The sequence below is a fragment of the Heyndrickxia sp. MSNUG genome, from assembly GCF_049532715.1.
GTDB lineage: Bacteria > Bacillota > Bacilli > Bacillales > Cytobacillaceae > Mesobacillus.
This window is the reverse complement of record NZ_CP150978.1, coordinates 15,587-32,366: the sequence shown is the minus strand read 5'-3', so window position 1 is coordinate 32,366 and position 16,780 is coordinate 15,587. Positions and strand designations below refer to the sequence as shown.

General features: G+C 42.7%; 16 protein-coding genes, 1 tRNA gene, 1 rRNA gene, 1 other RNA gene and 1 other annotated feature. Of the genes, 6 read left to right on the top strand and 13 right to left on the bottom strand.

The features are described from left to right. Positions 1-78 precede the first annotated feature (78 nt). The 6 genes from AABM38_RS00155 to tadA all read right to left on the bottom strand — a co-directional run bounded on the left by AABM38_RS00155 (position 79) and on the right by tadA (position 4,089). Entirely contained in the window at positions 79-300 is a 222-nt protein-coding gene (locus AABM38_RS00155) for a YaaL family protein (RefSeq protein WP_207503267.1), read from the bottom strand. A 115-nt stretch (positions 301-415) separates the two neighbouring features. Then, a complete protein-coding gene (recR, locus tag AABM38_RS00150) occupies positions 416-1,012 on the bottom strand; it encodes a recombination mediator RecR (RefSeq protein WP_423408662.1) in 597 nt (198 codons plus the stop codon). Between the two features lie 15 nt (positions 1,013-1,027). Continuing rightward, the gene (locus AABM38_RS00145) at positions 1,028-1,354 is read right to left on the bottom strand and encodes a YbaB/EbfC family nucleoid-associated protein (RefSeq protein ID WP_170169213.1); all 327 of its coding nucleotides are present in this window, start codon (positions 1,352-1,354) and stop codon (positions 1,028-1,030) included. An 18-nt stretch (positions 1,355-1,372) separates the two neighbouring features. After that, complete coding sequence (dnaX, locus tag AABM38_RS00140) at positions 1,373-3,055, bottom strand: DNA polymerase III subunit gamma/tau (protein WP_423408661.1); 1,683 nt, start codon at positions 3,053-3,055, stop codon at positions 1,373-1,375. A gap of 162 nt (positions 3,056-3,217) precedes the next feature. Next, positions 3,218-3,482, bottom strand: an RNA gene (gene ffs / locus AABM38_RS00135) — signal recognition particle sRNA large type. A gap of 76 nt (positions 3,483-3,558) precedes the next feature. After that, the gene (gene tadA / locus AABM38_RS00130) at positions 3,559-4,089 is read right to left on the bottom strand and encodes a tRNA adenosine(34) deaminase TadA (protein ID WP_423408660.1); all 531 of its coding nucleotides are present in this window, start codon (positions 4,087-4,089) and stop codon (positions 3,559-3,561) included. 91 nt (positions 4,090-4,180) lie between these two features. Here tadA and AABM38_RS00125 point away from each other — a divergent pair, with 91 nt between their 5' ends. From AABM38_RS00125 to AABM38_RS00110, 4 genes are all read left to right on the top strand, one after another. After that, positions 4,181-4,720: an isochorismatase family cysteine hydrolase gene (locus AABM38_RS00125; RefSeq protein ID WP_423408659.1), complete on the top strand. Its 540-nt coding sequence runs from the start codon at positions 4,181-4,183 to the stop codon at positions 4,718-4,720. Between the two features lie 62 nt (positions 4,721-4,782). Then, positions 4,783-6,072, top strand: a complete 1,290-nt coding sequence (locus tag AABM38_RS00120; RefSeq protein ID WP_423408658.1) for a glycosyl hydrolase family 18 protein — start codon at positions 4,783-4,785, stop codon at positions 6,070-6,072. A 406-nt stretch (positions 6,073-6,478) separates the two neighbouring features. Next, on the top strand, positions 6,479-7,120 hold the full coding sequence (locus tag AABM38_RS00115; protein WP_423408657.1) for a deoxynucleoside kinase: 642 nt from the start codon (positions 6,479-6,481) through the stop codon (positions 7,118-7,120). Then, on the top strand, positions 7,117-7,785 hold the full coding sequence (locus AABM38_RS00110; protein ID WP_335379004.1) for a deoxynucleoside kinase: 669 nt from the start codon (positions 7,117-7,119) through the stop codon (positions 7,783-7,785). The genes AABM38_RS00115 and AABM38_RS00110 overlap by 4 nt, the downstream gene beginning before the upstream one ends. 209 nt (positions 7,786-7,994) lie before the next feature. Here the strand turns inward: AABM38_RS00110 and AABM38_RS00105 are convergent. From AABM38_RS00105 to guaB, 6 genes are all read right to left on the bottom strand, one after another. Next, positions 7,995-8,087, bottom strand: a tRNA-Ser gene (locus tag AABM38_RS00105). Positions 8,088-8,195: 108 nt separating this feature from the next. After that, positions 8,196-9,476: a serine--tRNA ligase gene (gene serS / locus AABM38_RS00100; protein ID WP_423408656.1), complete on the bottom strand. Its 1,281-nt coding sequence runs from the start codon at positions 9,474-9,476 to the stop codon at positions 8,196-8,198. A 275-nt stretch (positions 9,477-9,751) separates the two neighbouring features. Beyond that, positions 9,752-9,968, bottom strand: a binding site (T-box leader). Positions 9,969-10,021: 53 nt separating this feature from the next. Then, positions 10,022-10,612 carry a pyridoxal 5'-phosphate synthase glutaminase subunit PdxT gene (gene pdxT / locus AABM38_RS00095; protein ID WP_423408655.1) on the bottom strand — a complete coding sequence of 197 codons (591 nt, stop codon included), beginning with the start codon at positions 10,610-10,612 and terminating at the stop codon, positions 10,022-10,024. 10 nt (positions 10,613-10,622) lie between these two features. After that, positions 10,623-11,504 (bottom strand): pyridoxal 5'-phosphate synthase lyase subunit PdxS, encoded by an 882-nt coding sequence (gene pdxS / locus AABM38_RS00090; RefSeq protein WP_423408654.1) that lies wholly within the window; start codon positions 11,502-11,504, stop codon positions 10,623-10,625. A 183-nt stretch (positions 11,505-11,687) separates the two neighbouring features. Next, positions 11,688-12,992 (bottom strand): serine hydrolase, encoded by a 1,305-nt coding sequence (locus AABM38_RS00085; protein ID WP_423410612.1) that lies wholly within the window; start codon positions 12,990-12,992, stop codon positions 11,688-11,690. A 435-nt stretch (positions 12,993-13,427) separates the two neighbouring features. Next, complete coding sequence (gene guaB / locus AABM38_RS00080; RefSeq protein WP_423408653.1) at positions 13,428-14,894, bottom strand: IMP dehydrogenase; 1,467 nt, start codon at positions 14,892-14,894, stop codon at positions 13,428-13,430. A gap of 111 nt (positions 14,895-15,005) precedes the next feature. On the opposite strand from guaB, the gene AABM38_RS00075 reads away from it, so the two are divergent. Both AABM38_RS00075 and AABM38_RS00070 read left to right on the top strand, forming a co-directional pair. Beyond that, positions 15,006-15,959 (top strand): YaaC family protein, encoded by a 954-nt coding sequence (locus AABM38_RS00075; protein ID WP_423408652.1) that lies wholly within the window; start codon positions 15,006-15,008, stop codon positions 15,957-15,959. A 115-nt stretch (positions 15,960-16,074) separates the two neighbouring features. Next, the gene (locus AABM38_RS00070; protein WP_423408651.1) at positions 16,075-16,203 is read left to right on the top strand and encodes a hypothetical protein; all 129 of its coding nucleotides are present in this window, start codon (positions 16,075-16,077) and stop codon (positions 16,201-16,203) included. A 388-nt stretch (positions 16,204-16,591) separates the two neighbouring features. Here AABM38_RS00070 and rrf read toward each other — a convergent pair. After that, a 5S ribosomal RNA gene (rrf, locus tag AABM38_RS00065) occupies positions 16,592-16,707 on the bottom strand. Positions 16,708-16,780: the final 73 nt, after the last annotated feature.

The following is a 16,780-nucleotide window of genomic DNA, read 5'->3' as shown; positions in this document are numbered from 1 at the left end:
CCTTATTTCAATGTCTTGTACTAATTTTTATGTACAAGTTATCAAAATAAGACCTTATTGCATGGAAAATAGTGAGTGCTACCTTGCCTTAATCGTAATTTTCCTGTGTTTTGCTTCTTTAAATAGAAAGAAGTACTTTGCTTCGGCAATCTTTGCTTCGGTGATAAACTCTTCTGATGGATCGAAGCTTCTTTCAACCAGTAGCTTTTGATTATTCCAGTTTGTCTTCATGGTGTTAAGCTGTTCCATTAATTTTTGGTCGAATTCTTTTCTAAGCCATTTCTTTTTACGAAACAACATGACTTTCCTCCAGTTGAATTTATCGCATAAATCAGTGACTATCCCGGCGAAGAACCGAATCAGCTACCTCTACGAAAACCATTCCAAGGTTCGATGGAAAATGGTAATTCCCTAATTACACTTCCCTGCGTCCTTCCAATGCTTTGGAGAGCGTGACCTCATCAGCGTATTCAAGGTCACCGCCGACTGGCAGTCCATGTGCTATACGCGTGATCTTAATGCCTGAAGGCTTTAACAGCCTGGAAATATACATGGCTGTTGCTTCTCCCTCTATATTGGGGTTAGTTGCAAGGATTACCTCCTGAACAGTCTCATCCTGAAGCCTCTTTAATAGATCGGGTATATTGATGTCTTCTGGACCAATGCCGTCCATTGGCGAAATCGCTCCATGGAGTACATGATACAAGCCGTTGTATTCCTTCATTTTTTCCATGGCTATCACATCTTTTGGATCCTGTACTACACAGATGATGCTTCGATCCCTGCGCTGGTCTTCACAAATATAACAAGGATCCTGGTCAGTGATATGGCCGCAAACTGAACAATATGTCAGATTCCTCTTGGCATTTACTAGTGCTTTCGCGAAATCCAATACGGTTTCTTCCTTCATGCTCAAGACGAAAAATGCCAGACGAGCGGCCGTTTTAGGGCCGATACCCGGCAATTTCATAAAGCTGTCGATCAGCTTTGATATTGGTTCAGGATAATGCATTCTTTTCTATTCCTCCTAGAACATTCCCCCAGGAAGGTTCATTCCTTTTGTGAATTGTCCCATTGTCTTGTTTGATAGTTCTTCTGCTTTTTTCAATGCATCATTCGTTGCCGCAAGCACTAGGTCTTGAAGCATTTCAACATCATCCGGGTCAACAACTTCTGGTTTGATTTGAACATCCACAATTTCCTTGTGTCCAGTTACGATGACTGTAACCATGCCGCCGCCAGCAGTTCCTTCGATCTTTTCTTCACCTAATTGAACTTGTGCTTCTTCCATCTTCTTTTGCATCTTTTGCATTTGCTTCATCATATTTTGCATATTACCCATTCCACGCATCATATTAACGTACCTCCAATTTTAATCTTGTATTTGTATTAATTCATCGCCAAATAATTTCTTGGCTTCAGCAATCAGCGGGTCTTCATTAGCTGATGGCCCTTCATCTGCCCCATCGCCTCTTTGGCTGATAAAGCTTTCCCTTATTTTAAGCCACTGGTCTTCCGGCACACCTATTACCTGCAGCATCTTGCCCGTGTATTCATGCATGGCACCGCTGACGGTCTCGACAAACCTGGTGTTTTCCATTGCCATTTGACAGTGTATTTCATATTTGAATTTTATCACTACAGCTGCATCGGATGCAGCAACTGGCTCAGCTTCATTCAACAATGCAGCCTGTGATCGCATTTGTTTTGCCGCGAGCATCTCAAGAAGATCGCCCCAACGGCTTTTGATTGTCTGCAGGTCTGCCTTTGTTGCATTCTTTAACACTTCATTGATTTTACCGGCAGGTGCCTGGAACCCTTTCCGGTTAGCACGCGGCGCTTTTTTTGCAGCCGCAGCAGGCTCACTCGCAGCTTGACCAGGATTTTGCTGGAAATATGCGAGCTTCTCCTCTAGCTGTTCAATCCTTTTAAGCAATGGCTCGACATTCACATTGCTGGCCGGAGATTGGTTTTCCAGCTGGCATAGCTTCACAATTGCGACCTCAAGGAAAATACGCGGATGATTTGTCCAGCGCATTTCTTGCTGTGCTTTGTTCAACACTTCTATTAATTCATAGATTTGAGCCGAATCAATTTTATTGGCCAATTCCTGAAAATCCTCATCGAGCATGACTCGTTCCATGGACTCTTCAAGAGCTGGCGCTGCCTTATACAGAAGCATATCTCGGTAAAAGTATATTAGGTCTTCAATGAACCTTGCTGGGTCTTTCCCTTGCATGAGCAGTTCTTCCAACGCTTCCAGTCCGGCCGCAGCGTTCCGCTCGTAAATCGCATTCGCTAGCTGATTAAGAAAATTTTGTGAGACTGTACCGGTTACAGTTAATGCATCCTCAAGCGTAACCCTGTCCTGGCTGAATGAAATCGCCTGGTCAAGCAAGCTCAAGGCATCCCTCATTCCGCCTTCTGCTGCCCTTGCAATAATCTGCAAGGCTTTTTCATCGCAATTAACTCCTGATTCCTCAACAATTTGCTTCATCCTGCCAACAATGGCCTGGGCCGTGATTCTCTTAAAATCAAATCGCTGGCATCTTGAAATGATCGTTAATGGAATCTTATGCGGCTCAGTCGTTGCGAGAATGAAGATGACATGCTTCGGAGGCTCTTCAAGAGTTTTGAGCAGTGCGTTGAATGCCCCGATGGAAAGCATATGCACTTCGTCTATGATGTAAACTTTGTACTTCACGACGTTTGGTGCATATTTAACCTTGTCACGAATATCCCGGATTTCTTCAACCCCGTTATTTGAAGCGGCGTCGATCTCGATCACATCGGGAATGGATCCGTCCGTTATTCCACGGCAGGCATCACACTCATTACAAGGCTCGGTTGTCGGAGCTTTTTCACAGTTAACTGCTTTTGCCAAAATTTTTGCAGCACTCGTCTTTCCGGTTCCACGCGGTCCCGAAAAAAGATAGGCATGTGATATTTTTTGTTGAAGCAGAGCATTTTGCAGTGTCGTTGTGACGTGTTCCTGCCCGACCACATCAATGAACTGCTGTGGACGCCAGACACGATATAAAGCTTGGTAGGCCAATGACACCGCTCCCTTCGTTTTATTATCTTTCCTATTATAACGCATATTTTTTTCAATTTCACTTTTACAAATGGAAAGTTCAAGGTTTTTTCTCGTCTTACTTGAAACAACAAAAAACTCATCTCCGCAAAGGAAATGAGTTGGTTGTTTATTATATAACTGCCGCGCACCTTCCGTCGACTGAATACCATAAGCGTTACTTAAGCAGTTAGCTCAGCCCAGGCAACCCTGCGGCACATGGGAGCGTCCACTTAATGCTGCTTCCTTCCGGACCTGACATGGTTCATGGATTCCCATTGCGCAGGACCCGGGCGTCAACACCACTTACTTAAGGCAGACCCTACAGTAAAACAGCCTCGGGAAGGAGTTCATCCCCGCTAGAGCGGATTGCGGGTACAGGGCACCGCTACCTCCCCGACTAGCACGGCAAAATTGAAACCTTGTTTAGGTGTGTCTCAAGGACACATACATAGTATACTAATTTCGCCTATAAAAATCAATGTTTATTGGCTGTCAATTCCTGTCTCCTGTTCCAATGCCTCTTTCGCCAGTCTTTTCATACGTTTCTTTTTTTCGCGCAGGTTCCTGAAGAAATTGGATAACAGTGCACCGCATTCCTCCTCCAGGACGCCAGACACTACTTCACTCTGATGGTTAAAGCGTTCATCCTGGAGTATGTTCATGAACGTCCCCGCACATCCACCCTTAGGATCTACGGCGCCAAAAACCACCTTTTGCACTCGCGACAGCATGATTGCACCCGCGCACATCGGACATGGTTCAAGCGTGACGTAAAGGACTGCATCCTCAAGCCGCCACGTCCCGAGCTTCGAGCAAGCCTCATCAATCGCCAGCACTTCCGCATGGGCAATCGAGCTCTGCCTTGTTTCACGAAGATTATGAGCGCGTGCGATGATCTCACCATTATGCACAATGACTGCTCCGATGGGTACTTCGTCTATTTGTCCCGCTTTTTTCGCCTCTTCTATCGCTTCATACATATATCGTTCATCTGGAGTTAGTTGAGTTGACATCTTTTCCTCCATTAATTGAGTAAGTGATTTATTCCCATGTGGTTTAAGAATCCTCCTGCGGTCTAAAAATATAGCAAAGGAGAGGAAGTACATGACTAAAACAGCCTTATTAATCATCGATATGATCAACGATTTTAATTTTGATGCTGGAGAAGCATTGGCTGACCATACTATGAAAATAATTGATCCTATTTTACAGTTAAAAAAGAATTTTAACGAAAAGGGCCTTCCGGTCATCTATATTAATGACCATTATAATCTATGGCAGGCAGATTTCGAAAAAATAATGGATTTTTGCTGCAATAAAAAAAGTGAGGAAATCATCAATAAGATTTCTCCTGAAAAGGACAAGGATTATTTTTTGATAAAACCAAAGCATTCCGCTTTTTATGGAACGGCACTTAACACCTTGCTCCAGCAATTGGACGTTGATACTCTGATCCTGACTGGTATTGCCGGTAATATTTGTGTTCTCTTCACCGCCAATGATGCCTATATGCGCGAGTATAACCTCATGATCCCTGAGGACTGCATCGCTTCAAACAACGACGAAGATAACCAATACGCTTTAACAATGATGAAAAATGTATTGTCTGCAGAAACTAAGCCAGCTAAGGAGCTTGATTTATAACATACTGCATTTTCTTCCTTCATACAATGGTTGTAGCGCTATTATGCCAGGGAGGGAAGAAGATGCAAATACATGTTGTGCGCCCTAATCAGAGATTATCGCAGATTGCCCAGATTTATGGGTCATCCGTTCAGGATATTACAGAAGCAAATGAACTTCCTAATCCAAATAACCTTGTGGTTGGCCAGGCAATGGTCATTCCGATCGTCGGCAGCTTTTACTGGGTACAGCCCGGTGATTCTCTGTGGTCGATCTCAAGGAAGTTCGGTATTGCTTATCAAGAGCTTGCCAGGATTAATGGAATATCTGTCAATCAGCCTCTTTCTCTTGGCCTCCGTCTCTATATTCCGCCACGGCCAAAAACAAGAGCTGAATTCAATGCGTATGTCGAACCGCGTGGGAACACCGTTGCTCCAGCACTAGAAACAGCTGCGCGCGAGGCTGCCCCTTATTTGACCTATCTTGCACCCTTCAGTTTCCAGGCCCTCCGTGATGGGTCGCTGAAAGAACCGCTTTTAAATGATTTCCCTGCAATTGCAAGGGCAAATAACAATACGCTGATGATGGTTATTACGAACCAGGAAAATGACCAGTTCAGCGATGAGCTGGGCCGTATATTATTAAATGATATGACAGTACAAAACCGTTTTCTGAACAATATTGTGGCCACTGCGAAAAAATACGGCTTCCGTGATATCCATTTTGATTTTGAATTCCTAAGACCAGCTGACCGTGAGGCATACAACCAATTCCTCAGAAAAGCAAGAGACCGTTTCAAGCAGGAAGGATGGCTCATTTCAACTGCCCTGGCTCCGAAAACAAGCGCCGCCCAGATGGGAGAATGGTATACGGCACATGACTACAAATCACATGGAGAAATAGTCGATTTTGTCGTCATTATGACCTATGAATGGGGATATAGCGGCGGACCAGCTCAGGCAGTTTCACCAATAGGACCAGTCCGCCAAGTGCTGGAGTATGCCATTACTGAGATTCCCCCTGGAAAAATCATGATGGGCCAGAACCTATATGGCTATGATTGGACCCTTCCATTTGTGGAAGGGAGCGTAGCTAGGGCAATAAGTCCGCAGCAGGGTATTGAACTGGCTGCCAGGTACAATGTTCCTATACAATACGATGCAAAAGCTCAGGCACCGACCTTCAAATATAAAGCAGCTGACGGAAAGCAGCATGAGGTCTGGTTTGAGGATGCCCGCTCCATACAGGCAAAATTTGATTTAATCAAAGAGTTGAAATTGAGAGGTATGAGCTACTGGAAGCTCGGGCTTTCCTTCCCGCAAAACTGGCTGTTGATCCAGGAAAATTTTAATGTATTCAAAAGACCGTCATAAATCCTAAGTCCTTCTTTTCATCCAGATATTATGGAATTACCTAAATTTTATAAAAAATTTCCAACCCGAAAAAATTTTACAGAATTCGATAATATTAGACAGGCGCAGTATTCATGCGGCTGTCTTGTTTTTTGTTAAAATTGGCTCTTAATATTCCGTATCCATTCTATGCCGTGGTGTGATAAAATGGATTTTGCTATTTATATGCCAGAAATGTAAACCACATAGAAAAGCAAAAGCGCCTTTTTACTATAGAAAAATGTCGACAAAAAACGCCACGTTCTGTAGCAATGGTCGACGTCGCCTTACTTAGGCAAGCCTATGCTGATAGGCGCTGAAGCTAGATATTTTTCAAGGTGAGAATATATTATTGTTACTTTGAAACAACGGAGAGGGAGGACATGCTGTGGAAGGTACACCTTTTATAACGGTTGAAGGACCAATTGGCATCGGAAAAACATCACTTGCCCGTGCCATTTCCGAGCGATTTGAATTTGCTCTTTTAAAGGAAATTGTCGATGAAAATCCATTCTTAGGGAAATTTTATGATGATATCGAAGAATGGAGTTTCCAGACCGAGATGTTTTTCCTATGTAATCGATACAAGCAGCTTGGAGATATTAATGAACATTACATCAGCAAGAACAAGCCTGTCGTTGCTGATTACCATGTTATGAAAAACTTGATCTTCGCACAGCGTACTCTTAGCGAACAGGAATACAATAAGTACCTCGCTATTTATCAAATCCTGACAAAAGATATGCCAAAGCCTAATGTTATTATCTATCTGACCGCCAGCCTCGACACGCTCTTAAAGCGAATCAAGATGCGCGGACGTGAAGTTGAAAAGAACATCAGCCCACTATACCTTGAGCAATTATCTCTTGATTATGAACAGGCTATGTTCCAGTTCGAACAGGAGCATCCTGAAATCCCTGTTCTTCGCTTCAGTGGAGATGATCTCGATTTCGTTAAAAACGAAGCTGATCTGCAGCTGATCATAGACCAATTGACTGCATCATTAAGGAAAAGGAGCGTACAACCATGAATTTAAGATTAAAATATGACATTCCAGCCAATGCGGTCATTACGATTGCCGGTACAGTAGGAGTCGGCAAATCAACAATGACAAATGCCCTGGCCGATGCCCTCCGTTTCCGTACATCCTTTGAAAAGGTAGATACCAACCCTTATCTCGATAAATTCTATGCTGATTTTGAACGCTGGAGCTTCCATTTGCAAATCTATTTCCTTGCTGAACGATTCAAAGAGCAAAAAAGGATTTTCGAATACGGCGGCGGCTTTATCCAGGACCGTTCGATTTATGAAGATACAGGCATTTTTGCCAAAATGCATTATGAAAAGGGCACAATGTCTCCTGTAGATTATGAAACGTACAAGAGCCTGTTTGATGCAATGGTCATGACACCCTATTTCCCACATCCGGATCTGTTGATTTATCTTGAAGGCTCTATCGATGACATCCTGGAACGCATCAAGCTGAGAGGCCGCCCAATGGAACAGCAGACACCAATATCTTACTGGGAAGAAATGCACGGACGCTATGAAAACTGGATTAATAATTTCAACGCATGTCCGGTCCTGCGTTTGAATATCAACGATTATGACCTGTTCAACAACCCAGAATCAATTGAACCTATTGTTGAGAAAATCGCAACTCACATTAAGCAGACTCAATTACTGAAAAAATAAGCCGCCAATTGGGCGGCTTTTATTTTGCATATGATATTTTCATGCACCCCAGAAGTACTCCAGTAATACTCCTGGACCTCATTTTTAACCAGTACTTTGAGCTGAACAGCTATTTAAAAATGGATATAAAAAAACCGCTACATGAGTAGCGGATTTTTTACACAATCTCCAAATTGTTTTTATGCGTTAATGCTTAATATTTAAATTAATGGAGGAGGTAGAGGGATTCGAACCCCCGCGCGGTGTTACCCGCCTGTCGGTTTTCAAGACCGATCCCTTCAGCCGGACTTGGGTATACCTCCGTATCGGACAAAAACTATAATATCATGTATTACATTCATCGTCAACACAAATTAAAATATTTTTTTCAGGCAGGAAATATTCCTGCCTGAAAAGAAATAAATGATCTTTTATTCTGGAGTGATCACTTCACGATTGCGCATATATGGACGCAATACTTCTGGAATGATGACACTGCCATCTGCCTGCTGGTAGTTCTCAAGAATGGCAGCAACTGTTCTGCCAATCGCAAGTCCAGATCCGTTCAATGTATGCACATGCTCTGGCTTCGCCTTTGGTTCGCGTCGGAAGCGGATATTCGCTCGGCGAGCCTGGAACCCTTCGAAGTTACTGCAAGAAGAAATTTCCCGGTACGTACCATAGCTCGGAATCCAAACTTCGATATCGTACTTTTTAGCTGCCGTAAACCCAAGGTCAGCTGAACACATGCTTAGCACACGGTAAGGAAGGCCAAGCAGCTGCAGAACTTTTTCAGCATGTCCTGTAAGCCTTTCAAGCTCATCATAAGAATTCTCAGGCTTAACGAACTTCACTAATTCCACTTTGTTGAACTGGTGCTGGCGGATCAAGCCGCGGGTATCACGTCCAGCAGATCCTGCTTCAGAACGGAAGCACGCACTGTAAGCTGCATAGCTGATTGGCAGCTCTTCACCACTAAGGATTTCATCGCGGTGCATATTCGTTACCGGGACCTCAGCAGTCGGAATCAAGAAATAGTCTTCGCTTTCGATTCTGAATGCATCCTCTTCGAACTTTGGCAGCTGTCCAGTCCCCGTCATGCTTGCACGGTTGACCATGTATGGAGGAAGGATTTCCTTGTATCCATGCTCATCAACATGCAAATCAAGCATGAAACTGATCAATGCACGTTCAAGGCGCGCTCCTAAACCTTTATAAAATACAAAACGGCTTCCAGTTACTTTCCCAGCACGTTCGAAATCCAGGATCTGCAGATGTTCAGCAACCTCCCAGTGAGGCTTTGGTTCAAATTCAAAATTGCGAACTTCTCCCCATTTGCGGGCTTCCACATTATCGTCTTCGGTTTCCCCGATTGGAACACTCTCATGAGGAATGTTAGGGATGCTGAGCATTAGGTTTTCCAATTCTTCCTCAACCACACGCAATTGATCATCCAATTCCTTGATTTTATCGCCTACTTCACGCATTTCAACAATTAGATGATTTGCATCCTGTTTTTCCCGTTTCAAAGCAGCAACCTGCTGGGTAACTTCATTCCTGCGGCTCTTCAGTTGTTCCGTTTCAAGGATTAGCTCCCTGCGTTTTACATCCAAATCCTCAAATTTGCCGAAATCGGTTAAATCTTCGCCGCGGTGTTGCAGCTTGTTTTTTACATCTTCAAAATTTGCTCTTAAATACTTTACGTCTAGCACAATGATTCCTCCCTTTTCTTTTTGCTCTGTTAAACAAGGCTGTTGATTTTCGTTCCAGGCGCTTCGCTTTCCGCGGGGCTGGCGCTGAGCCTCCTCGTCGCTTTGCTCCTGCGGGGTCTCACCTGTCCAGCTTGAGCCCGCAGGAGTCTACGCGCCTTCCACTACAATCAACAGAGTTTAAAAATCAACATTCTGCTTTAACAGAGCCTTCTTTTTAAAAAATGGCTCTGTTAGGTTTACCAGGGCCTAAAAAAAACAAAAAACTCCCGTCCCCAAAAAGGGACGAGAGTTAACCCGCGTTGCCACCCTAGTTGAAAGCAAAATTGCTTTCCACTCGTAAAATAACGGTTTTTACCGAAAGTATTTACTGGCCATAATGGCGTTCCATACTCTGCTCGAGGGCGGATTCCTTTGTTCCAGACACCGGTTTGCACCAACCACCGGCTCTCTAAAGAATGAAAACAAGCTACTATTCCCTCTCATTGCTTTTAAGTATCAAATTTTAATACATAATTTACTACAATTATGTTCGACTTGCAAGCGGTTTATGCAAAATTTTTACTCTTTGTTTCTTCAACCATTTTTACAAAGTAGTTCATCAGCCTGTAATCATCTGTTAATTCCGGATGGAAGGAACAGCCTAGAAACTGGCCATCTCGCGCAGCTACGATCCTGTCATTATGCTTGGCAAGCACTTCTACATTTTCACCAGCTTCGACGATATGAGGCGCACGGATGAATACTGCTGAAAAATCATTTCCAACTCCAGCAATATCGATGTCAGCTTCAAAGCTTTCACGCTGGCGGCCAAATGAATTCCGTTCAACCTTCACATCCATTACCCCAATATGAGGCGCTTCATAGCCTACAAGCTCTTTGGCCAATAGGATGAGTCCGGCACAAGTGCCAAACATCGGCTTGCCGTCTGCAGCGAATTTTTTCAGTTCTTCCATAAACCCATACTTATCAATTAAGCGGCGGATTGCTGTGCTCTCACCACCAGGAATAATCAACCCGTCCATTTCCACCAGCTGCTCAGGTCGCTTAATGACAATGCCTTCTGCACCGGATGCTTCAATTGCCCATATATGCTCACGGACCGCACCCTGTAAGCCAAGAACTCCTATTTTAACCATGATTAGCTCCTTACCAGCCGCGATCCTGCATGCGGTTTTCCGGATTCAATGTTGAAATTTCAATTCCTTTAAGCGGTGTGCCAAGGTTTTTCGAGATGTTCGCAATCAATTCGTAGTCTTGATAGTGAGTTGTCGCTTCAACAATCGCCTTAGCAAACTTAGCTGGATTTTCTGATTTGAAGATTCCAGATCCTACGAAAACTCCATCAGCACCTAGCTGCATCATAAGAGCAGCATCTGCAGGTGTTGCCACTCCGCCTGCTGCGAAGTTAACAACTGGAAGACGGCCTAGCTGTTTAATTTCAAGCAGAAGCTCATATGGGGCTCCTAGCAGCTTCGCTTCAGTCATTAACTCATCAAGTTCCATCGCTACTACTTTGCGGACCTGTGCGTTTACCTTACGAATATGACGCACTGCTTCTACGATATTGCCAGTGCCCGGTTCACCCTTTGTGCGAAGCATGGAAGCTCCCTCACCAATCCTTCTTGCAGCTTCACCAAGATCACGGCATCCACATACAAATGGAACTGTATAATCTCTTTTATTCAAATGGAATTCTTCATCTGCAGGAGTCAATACTTCACTTTCATCTATATAATCGACGCCCATCGCTTCAAGCACACGCGCTTCCACGATGTGGCCAATTCTTGCTTTTGCCATTACGGGAATTGTGACAGCACCCATTACCTCTTCAACGATACGCGGATCTGCCATTCTTGCTACGCCGCCTGCAGCACGGATATCCGAAGGAACACGCTCTAGTGCCATTACAGCAACAGCGCCCGCCTCTTCAGCAATTTTTGCCTGCTCTGCATTGACTACGTCCATGATGACGCCGCCTTTTTGCATTTCTGCCATACCACGTTTAACTCGATCAGTACCTGTCTTCATTGTTATTCCCCCTATTCCTTATAAAAGGATTTATGTAATAGCCTTACAAATAACTGGAAAAGCAGACTTTTTTAGTCGGAATTACAGTTACCCCTATTGAAAATAAACAATAAAAAAGGTTTCCTGTCAAGACAGGAAACCCTTTTATCAGTATATTTTGATTTTCATACTCTATTATATTGTTTAGAACAAGCCTTTAACAGAATCTGCTATCCCGCCAAATAGGTCTCCAAAGAAACCGCCGATGCCGCGCATCATCAAAACAAACCAGTTCGCCTTTTCAACGCTTTCTGCAGCGACAACAGGCACCTGGATTTCCTTTTGGCCGTCTTCCGTCAAGAAGCTTATGTTATCGCCCTTCTTAGACTTAACAGTCATATATCCGACCTGCTCTCCTTTTTTAATAGGAGCAGTCAATTCACCATTTTCGTTAAGCTTCTTTTTATCTAAAACGAGCACTGGCACATATTGGTCTTTTTCACCATTTTTCACAGCCATCGTGATCGAATCTTTAGAATGGATTTTAACCTTGTCTTCTTTTCCCTTTGTGACAGGAATCGTTTTCTTGCTCTTTAATTGATAATTCTTTTTCACTAGTTCTTCTTTAGTAAAATTATTGAACGCATAATCAAGAATTTTACGTGTTTCTGCAAAACGGCTGTCTTTAGAATCTGCTTTCATGACAACAGATATATATCTTTGGCCATTTCTCATTGCAGTTGCTGTAAAACCATAGCCTGCAAAATCAGTAGAACCCGTTTTCAAACCATCTACCCCATCATAAGGGAAAATAAGCTCTGGAAGCATCCAGTTGAAGTTTTTATACTCTCTTCCATCTCTGAACTTCAAAGAAGGCATGCTAGCTGTTTCTAAAACTTCAGGATAGTCTTTCAACAAACGGTAAGCAAGTTTTGCTAAAGAACGAGCAGTCATGACATTTTCCTCATCAGGGTTTCCTGCAGGATGCTTTCCTAGCAAATCTTTATTATTCAAACCAGTTGAGTTAACAAACTTAACATCTTTCAAGCCAAGTTCAGCGGCTTTTTTATTCATCTTCTCTACATGATTCTTTTCCGTACCTGATAGTACCTCTGCTAATGCGACTGTAGCAGCGTTTCCAGAATGGATCGCCATTGCCTGATACAATTCTTTCACTGTATAATCTTCACCTTGAGTTAGGCCAACATTTGAAAGCTCAGGTGCAGCAGATAGCTTGTGGACATATTCATTGATTTTCACCTTTTGGTCCCACTGAAGCTTTCCTTTTTTAATAGCTTCGAGAACCATATACTCAGTCATCATTTTAGACATTGATGCTACGCCAAGGACAACATCAGAGTTTTTCTCATATAATACTTTTCCTGATTCTGCGTCAACCAGGATGGCCGCTTCTGCTTCGATGCCTAACTGGTCATCTGCAGCCTCAGCCTTCATTGTAAATCCAGAAAATACGGTTGCGATCGTTAAAATCAATGTTGCGAAGAACATTGAAAGCTGCTTCTGATTTCGATTCAAAACGTCTTTCCCTCCAAATTTTAAATTGTGACTGTTTTCATATAGATTGCAGCCTTGGGGCATCTTTTCCTAATTTTTTATATCAATATTGTAGTTGTTACAATACATATTTAATAAGGTTAGGAAGATCAACCGCCATGATTATGAAAAAAGCCTATAAAGAAATAATCTATTAAGCTTGTATATTATTGACCCCTGAAAAATCACACCCGTTAAGTTTAACACAAAAAAAACGAAAAAAATAGACAGAGAATAGTCACTCTGTCTAATGTAAAATCAGGAAAAAACCTATGATTATACAGGAAAAAAGTCTCAGATGAAGGGGGGATTCCCCTTTTTGTTTCCTGGGAAATGCCGCCCTTATTGGATGGGACTTATGTTTTAAACTTCTTGATTTCAAAAACTTTTTTATGACATTGAGTAGTTAGGAGCTTCCTTCGTTATTTGAACATCATGCGGATGGCTTTCTCTCAGTCCAGCACCAGTCATGCGGACGAATTGTGCATTTTCCCTCAATTGTTCGAGATCTGCTGTTCCACAGTAGCCCATACCCGAGCGGATGCCGCCAACAAGCTGATAGATTGTATCTGAAAGAGGTCCTTTATAAGGGATTCTTCCTTCAATTCCCTCTGGAACAAACTTCTTGTTGTCCTCCTGGAAGTAACGGTCCTTCGATCCTTTTTCCATCGCTCCAACCGAGCCCATGCCGCGATAAACCTTGAATCTGCGTCCCTGATAGATTTCCGTCTCTCCCGGGCTTTCCGATACTCCGGCAAGCAGGCTTCCGAGCATGACAGCATGTCCTCCTGCTGCAAGAGCCTTAACGATATCTCCTGAGTATTTGATTCCGCCATCAGCGATGATTGATTTCCCATGCTTGCGCGCTTCAGTTGCACAATCATAAACTGCAGTGATCTGCGGTACACCTACACCGGCAACAACCCTTGTAGTACAAATGGAGCCAGGACCGATACCGACCTTAACAACATCTGCTCCAGCCTCAATAAGATCCCGTGTAGCTTCTGCAGTAGCTACATTCCCTGCGATGATGTTCAGTTCAGGGTAACTCTCACGGATTTGTCTCACTGTGTCAAGCACCCCTCTTGAATGCCCATGAGCTGTGTCTACAACAATGACGTCAACATTCGCTTTAACAAGCATCTCCACTCTCTTCATCGTATCTCCTGTGACACCAACTGCTGCTCCTGCAAGCAGACGGCCCTGCGCATCCTTTGATGAATTCGGGAACTCGATTACTTTTTCAATATCTTTAATGGTAATTAATCCTTTTAATACACCTTGATCATTTACTAGTGGGAGTTTTTCTATTTTATGGCGCTGAAGGATCTGTTCTGCTTCATTCAGTGTAGTACCAACAGAAGCTGTTACCAGATTTTCTTTCGTCATTACTTCTTCAATCTTTATGGAGTAATCCTGGATGAAACGCATATCACGATTTGTGATAATACCGACAAGCTTTTGCTCTTCCTCATTATTGACGATAGGAACACCCGAGATGCGGTATTTGGCCATGAGATGCTCTGCGTCAAATACCTGGTGTTCTGGAGTAAGGAAGAATGGATCAGTAATGACTCCGCTTTCGGAGCGCTTTACTTTTTCAACCTGTTCAGCCTGCTGTTCGATGGACATGTTCTTATGAATGATGCCCAGCCCGCCCTGTCTTGCGATTGATATCGCCAGTTCCGCTTCTGTGACCGTATCCATACCAGCACTGATAATTGGAATATTTAACTTTAAACTTTCCGTAAGGCTGACCCTAAGACTGACATCCTTTGGCAAAACCTCTGATTTTGCTGGTACCAAGAGCACATCATCAAACGTTAATCCTTCTTTTACAAATTTGCTTTCCCACATTGTAAATGACCCCCTTTAAGAAAATATTATTTGTAGGTTATCAATTGGTTAAAATACTGTCAAGAAAGGTGCTATTAGTCCGATTTTTCAAACAACTTGGAGGTTATTCATGTGTCCTTGCCATATAGAGAATGGAATAGTTATACACTCTTTTTTTCAGCAGAATATTCACAAGCCTATCTGAAAAAATGCTATCGAAAACTAAATCTTGATCAACCTGACTTGAAAAGCTTTGAGAACTGTTATCCCTTTATGTATTATCTCGAACATGGGAAACTTTATTATGAACAGGCAGAAAAATCCCCCCTTGCCATCCAGCCGATTATGCTGTTTTACGGACTTGTCCATTTAATCAAAGCATGTATTCTGACGGTTGCACCCGATTATCCCGAAACAACTTCTGTTTTGGCTCATGGTGTATCAACGAGAAAACGGAAGAAACAGCAATATAGTTTCACTGAGGATGAAGTGAAATTTCAAAAGAATGGATTATTTTCCCTCATGTCTGAGAAAATGTTCCACATGAAACAACTTGAAGGCGAAAAAGCTACGATGGGCGAAATACTTGACTTGATTCCAGAAATGTCAGGCATTATTTTAGAACTGAAGGGCAAGCAAATCTTTCAGCCAGTGGCTGAAAGAGAAGCAAAATATTCTCTTCCTAAATCAGTATTAGACCAATTTCATATGACGGAAAATCGTTTCAAGGAATTTTATCAAGCTAAATCTGCTATTCCTATCTCATTTTTGCCAGAGGACCCGCAAAGGATTTATTTTGAAGCAAATTTATCTGAGATGGCTGAACCGATTCCATTAAAATATAATCTTGAAGATCAGCATTACTCATTCCCATTGAATAAAGGTGAATTATACTTATTTCCCGAGCTTCTGCTGCATTATTTACTTTTATACAACTTGGGCATGATTGCCCGTTATGAGACCGAATGGTGGAGTGAACTGATCAAAATGATGCCGAATGAAGACTATCCGCTTATTCAGACGTTTTTACTATCCACGGTAAAAAAGGGTCCTTACTTAATTTACCAATACTTAATGAATAAGTGATGTACCAAAGGATGACGGCGTTCTAAAAGCAATAGAGAGTATTAGAGCGTTTATATCCTTCTGAAACGGGAATTTCTTATAATAGAACAATGAGAATACTAAGGAGGGAGCATTCATGGATAGAAAAAAACTGATGATGACAACAGTAGCCTTAGGTACAGCATACTTGCTAAAAGATAGAAAGTCACGTGAGAAAGTCCTGGATCAATTGCAGTCGCTCGGAACCAAGAAAAAGAAAAGCTAATACACAAACCCCCCTGAATTGATTTCAGGGGGGTTTGCTTTATTCAGAAATTCAGCAGCTTCCGAACAGGTTAGGAAGAGTTCGGAATGGTACATGGGACAGTGGAACGTCCCTGGAATTCAATTAGTTTCCAGCAGATCGCTTTTAAATTTGGAATATTGATTGTAAGAAATATAATACCAGTTAGGGCACCATTAATACCGGTTGTTCGAAAAATAATACCAGTTGGATTTAATTTAATACCTGTTAGCCCACATTTAATACCGGTTGATAATTAGATCATCCCGATAAATTTGATTATAACCCTAACAATTGGTTACCATTTTCCGAATATCCACAGTTAAAAAAATACAAAAAAAGAACAGCCATTACAGCTGTTCTTTCATGTGCCCGGCGGCGTCCTACTCTCACAGGGGGAAACCCCCAACTACCATCGGCGCTGAGAAGCTTAACTTCCGTGTTCGGTATGGGAACGGGTGTGACCTTCTCGCTATCGCCACCAGACTATTTTGTTTGAGGTTTTGTTCCCTCAAAACTAGATAATGTGTAAGAAGAATTTAGAAGAACGAGTAATCTA

Excerpts from the sequence above, each read along its gene's own strand:
- pdxS (WP_423408654.1), bottom strand. The coding sequence starts at position 11,504 with ATGAAGACAGGTACTGATCGAGTTAAACGTGGTATGGCAGAAATGCAA.
- guaB (WP_423408653.1), bottom strand. The coding sequence starts at position 14,894 with ATGTGGGAAAGCAAATTTGTAAAAGAAGGATTAACGTTTGATGATGTG.
- AABM38_RS00070 (WP_423408651.1), top strand. The coding sequence starts at position 16,075 with ATGGATAGAAAAAAACTGATGATGACAACAGTAGCCTTAGGTACAGCA.
- AABM38_RS00145 (WP_170169213.1), bottom strand. The coding sequence starts at position 1,354 with ATGATGCGTGGAATGGGTAATATGCAAAATATGATGAAGCAAATGCAA.
- AABM38_RS00085 (WP_423410612.1), bottom strand. The coding sequence starts at position 12,992 with ATGTTCTTCGCAACATTGATTTTAACGATCGCAACCGTATTTTCTGGA.
- AABM38_RS00125 (WP_423408659.1), top strand. The coding sequence starts at position 4,181 with ATGACTAAAACAGCCTTATTAATCATCGATATGATCAACGATTTTAAT.
- pdxT (WP_423408655.1), bottom strand. The coding sequence starts at position 10,612 with ATGGTTAAAATAGGAGTTCTTGGCTTACAGGGTGCGGTCCGTGAGCAT.
- AABM38_RS00155 (WP_207503267.1), bottom strand. The coding sequence starts at position 300 with ATGTTGTTTCGTAAAAAGAAATGGCTTAGAAAAGAATTCGACCAAAAA.
- AABM38_RS00110 (WP_335379004.1), top strand. The coding sequence starts at position 7,117 with ATGAATTTAAGATTAAAATATGACATTCCAGCCAATGCGGTCATTACG.
- tadA (WP_423408660.1), bottom strand. The coding sequence starts at position 4,089 with ATGTCAACTCAACTAACTCCAGATGAACGATATATGTATGAAGCGATA.
- recR (WP_423408662.1), bottom strand. The coding sequence starts at position 1,012 with ATGCATTATCCTGAACCAATATCAAAGCTGATCGACAGCTTTATGAAA.
- AABM38_RS00120 (WP_423408658.1), top strand. The coding sequence starts at position 4,783 with ATGCAAATACATGTTGTGCGCCCTAATCAGAGATTATCGCAGATTGCC.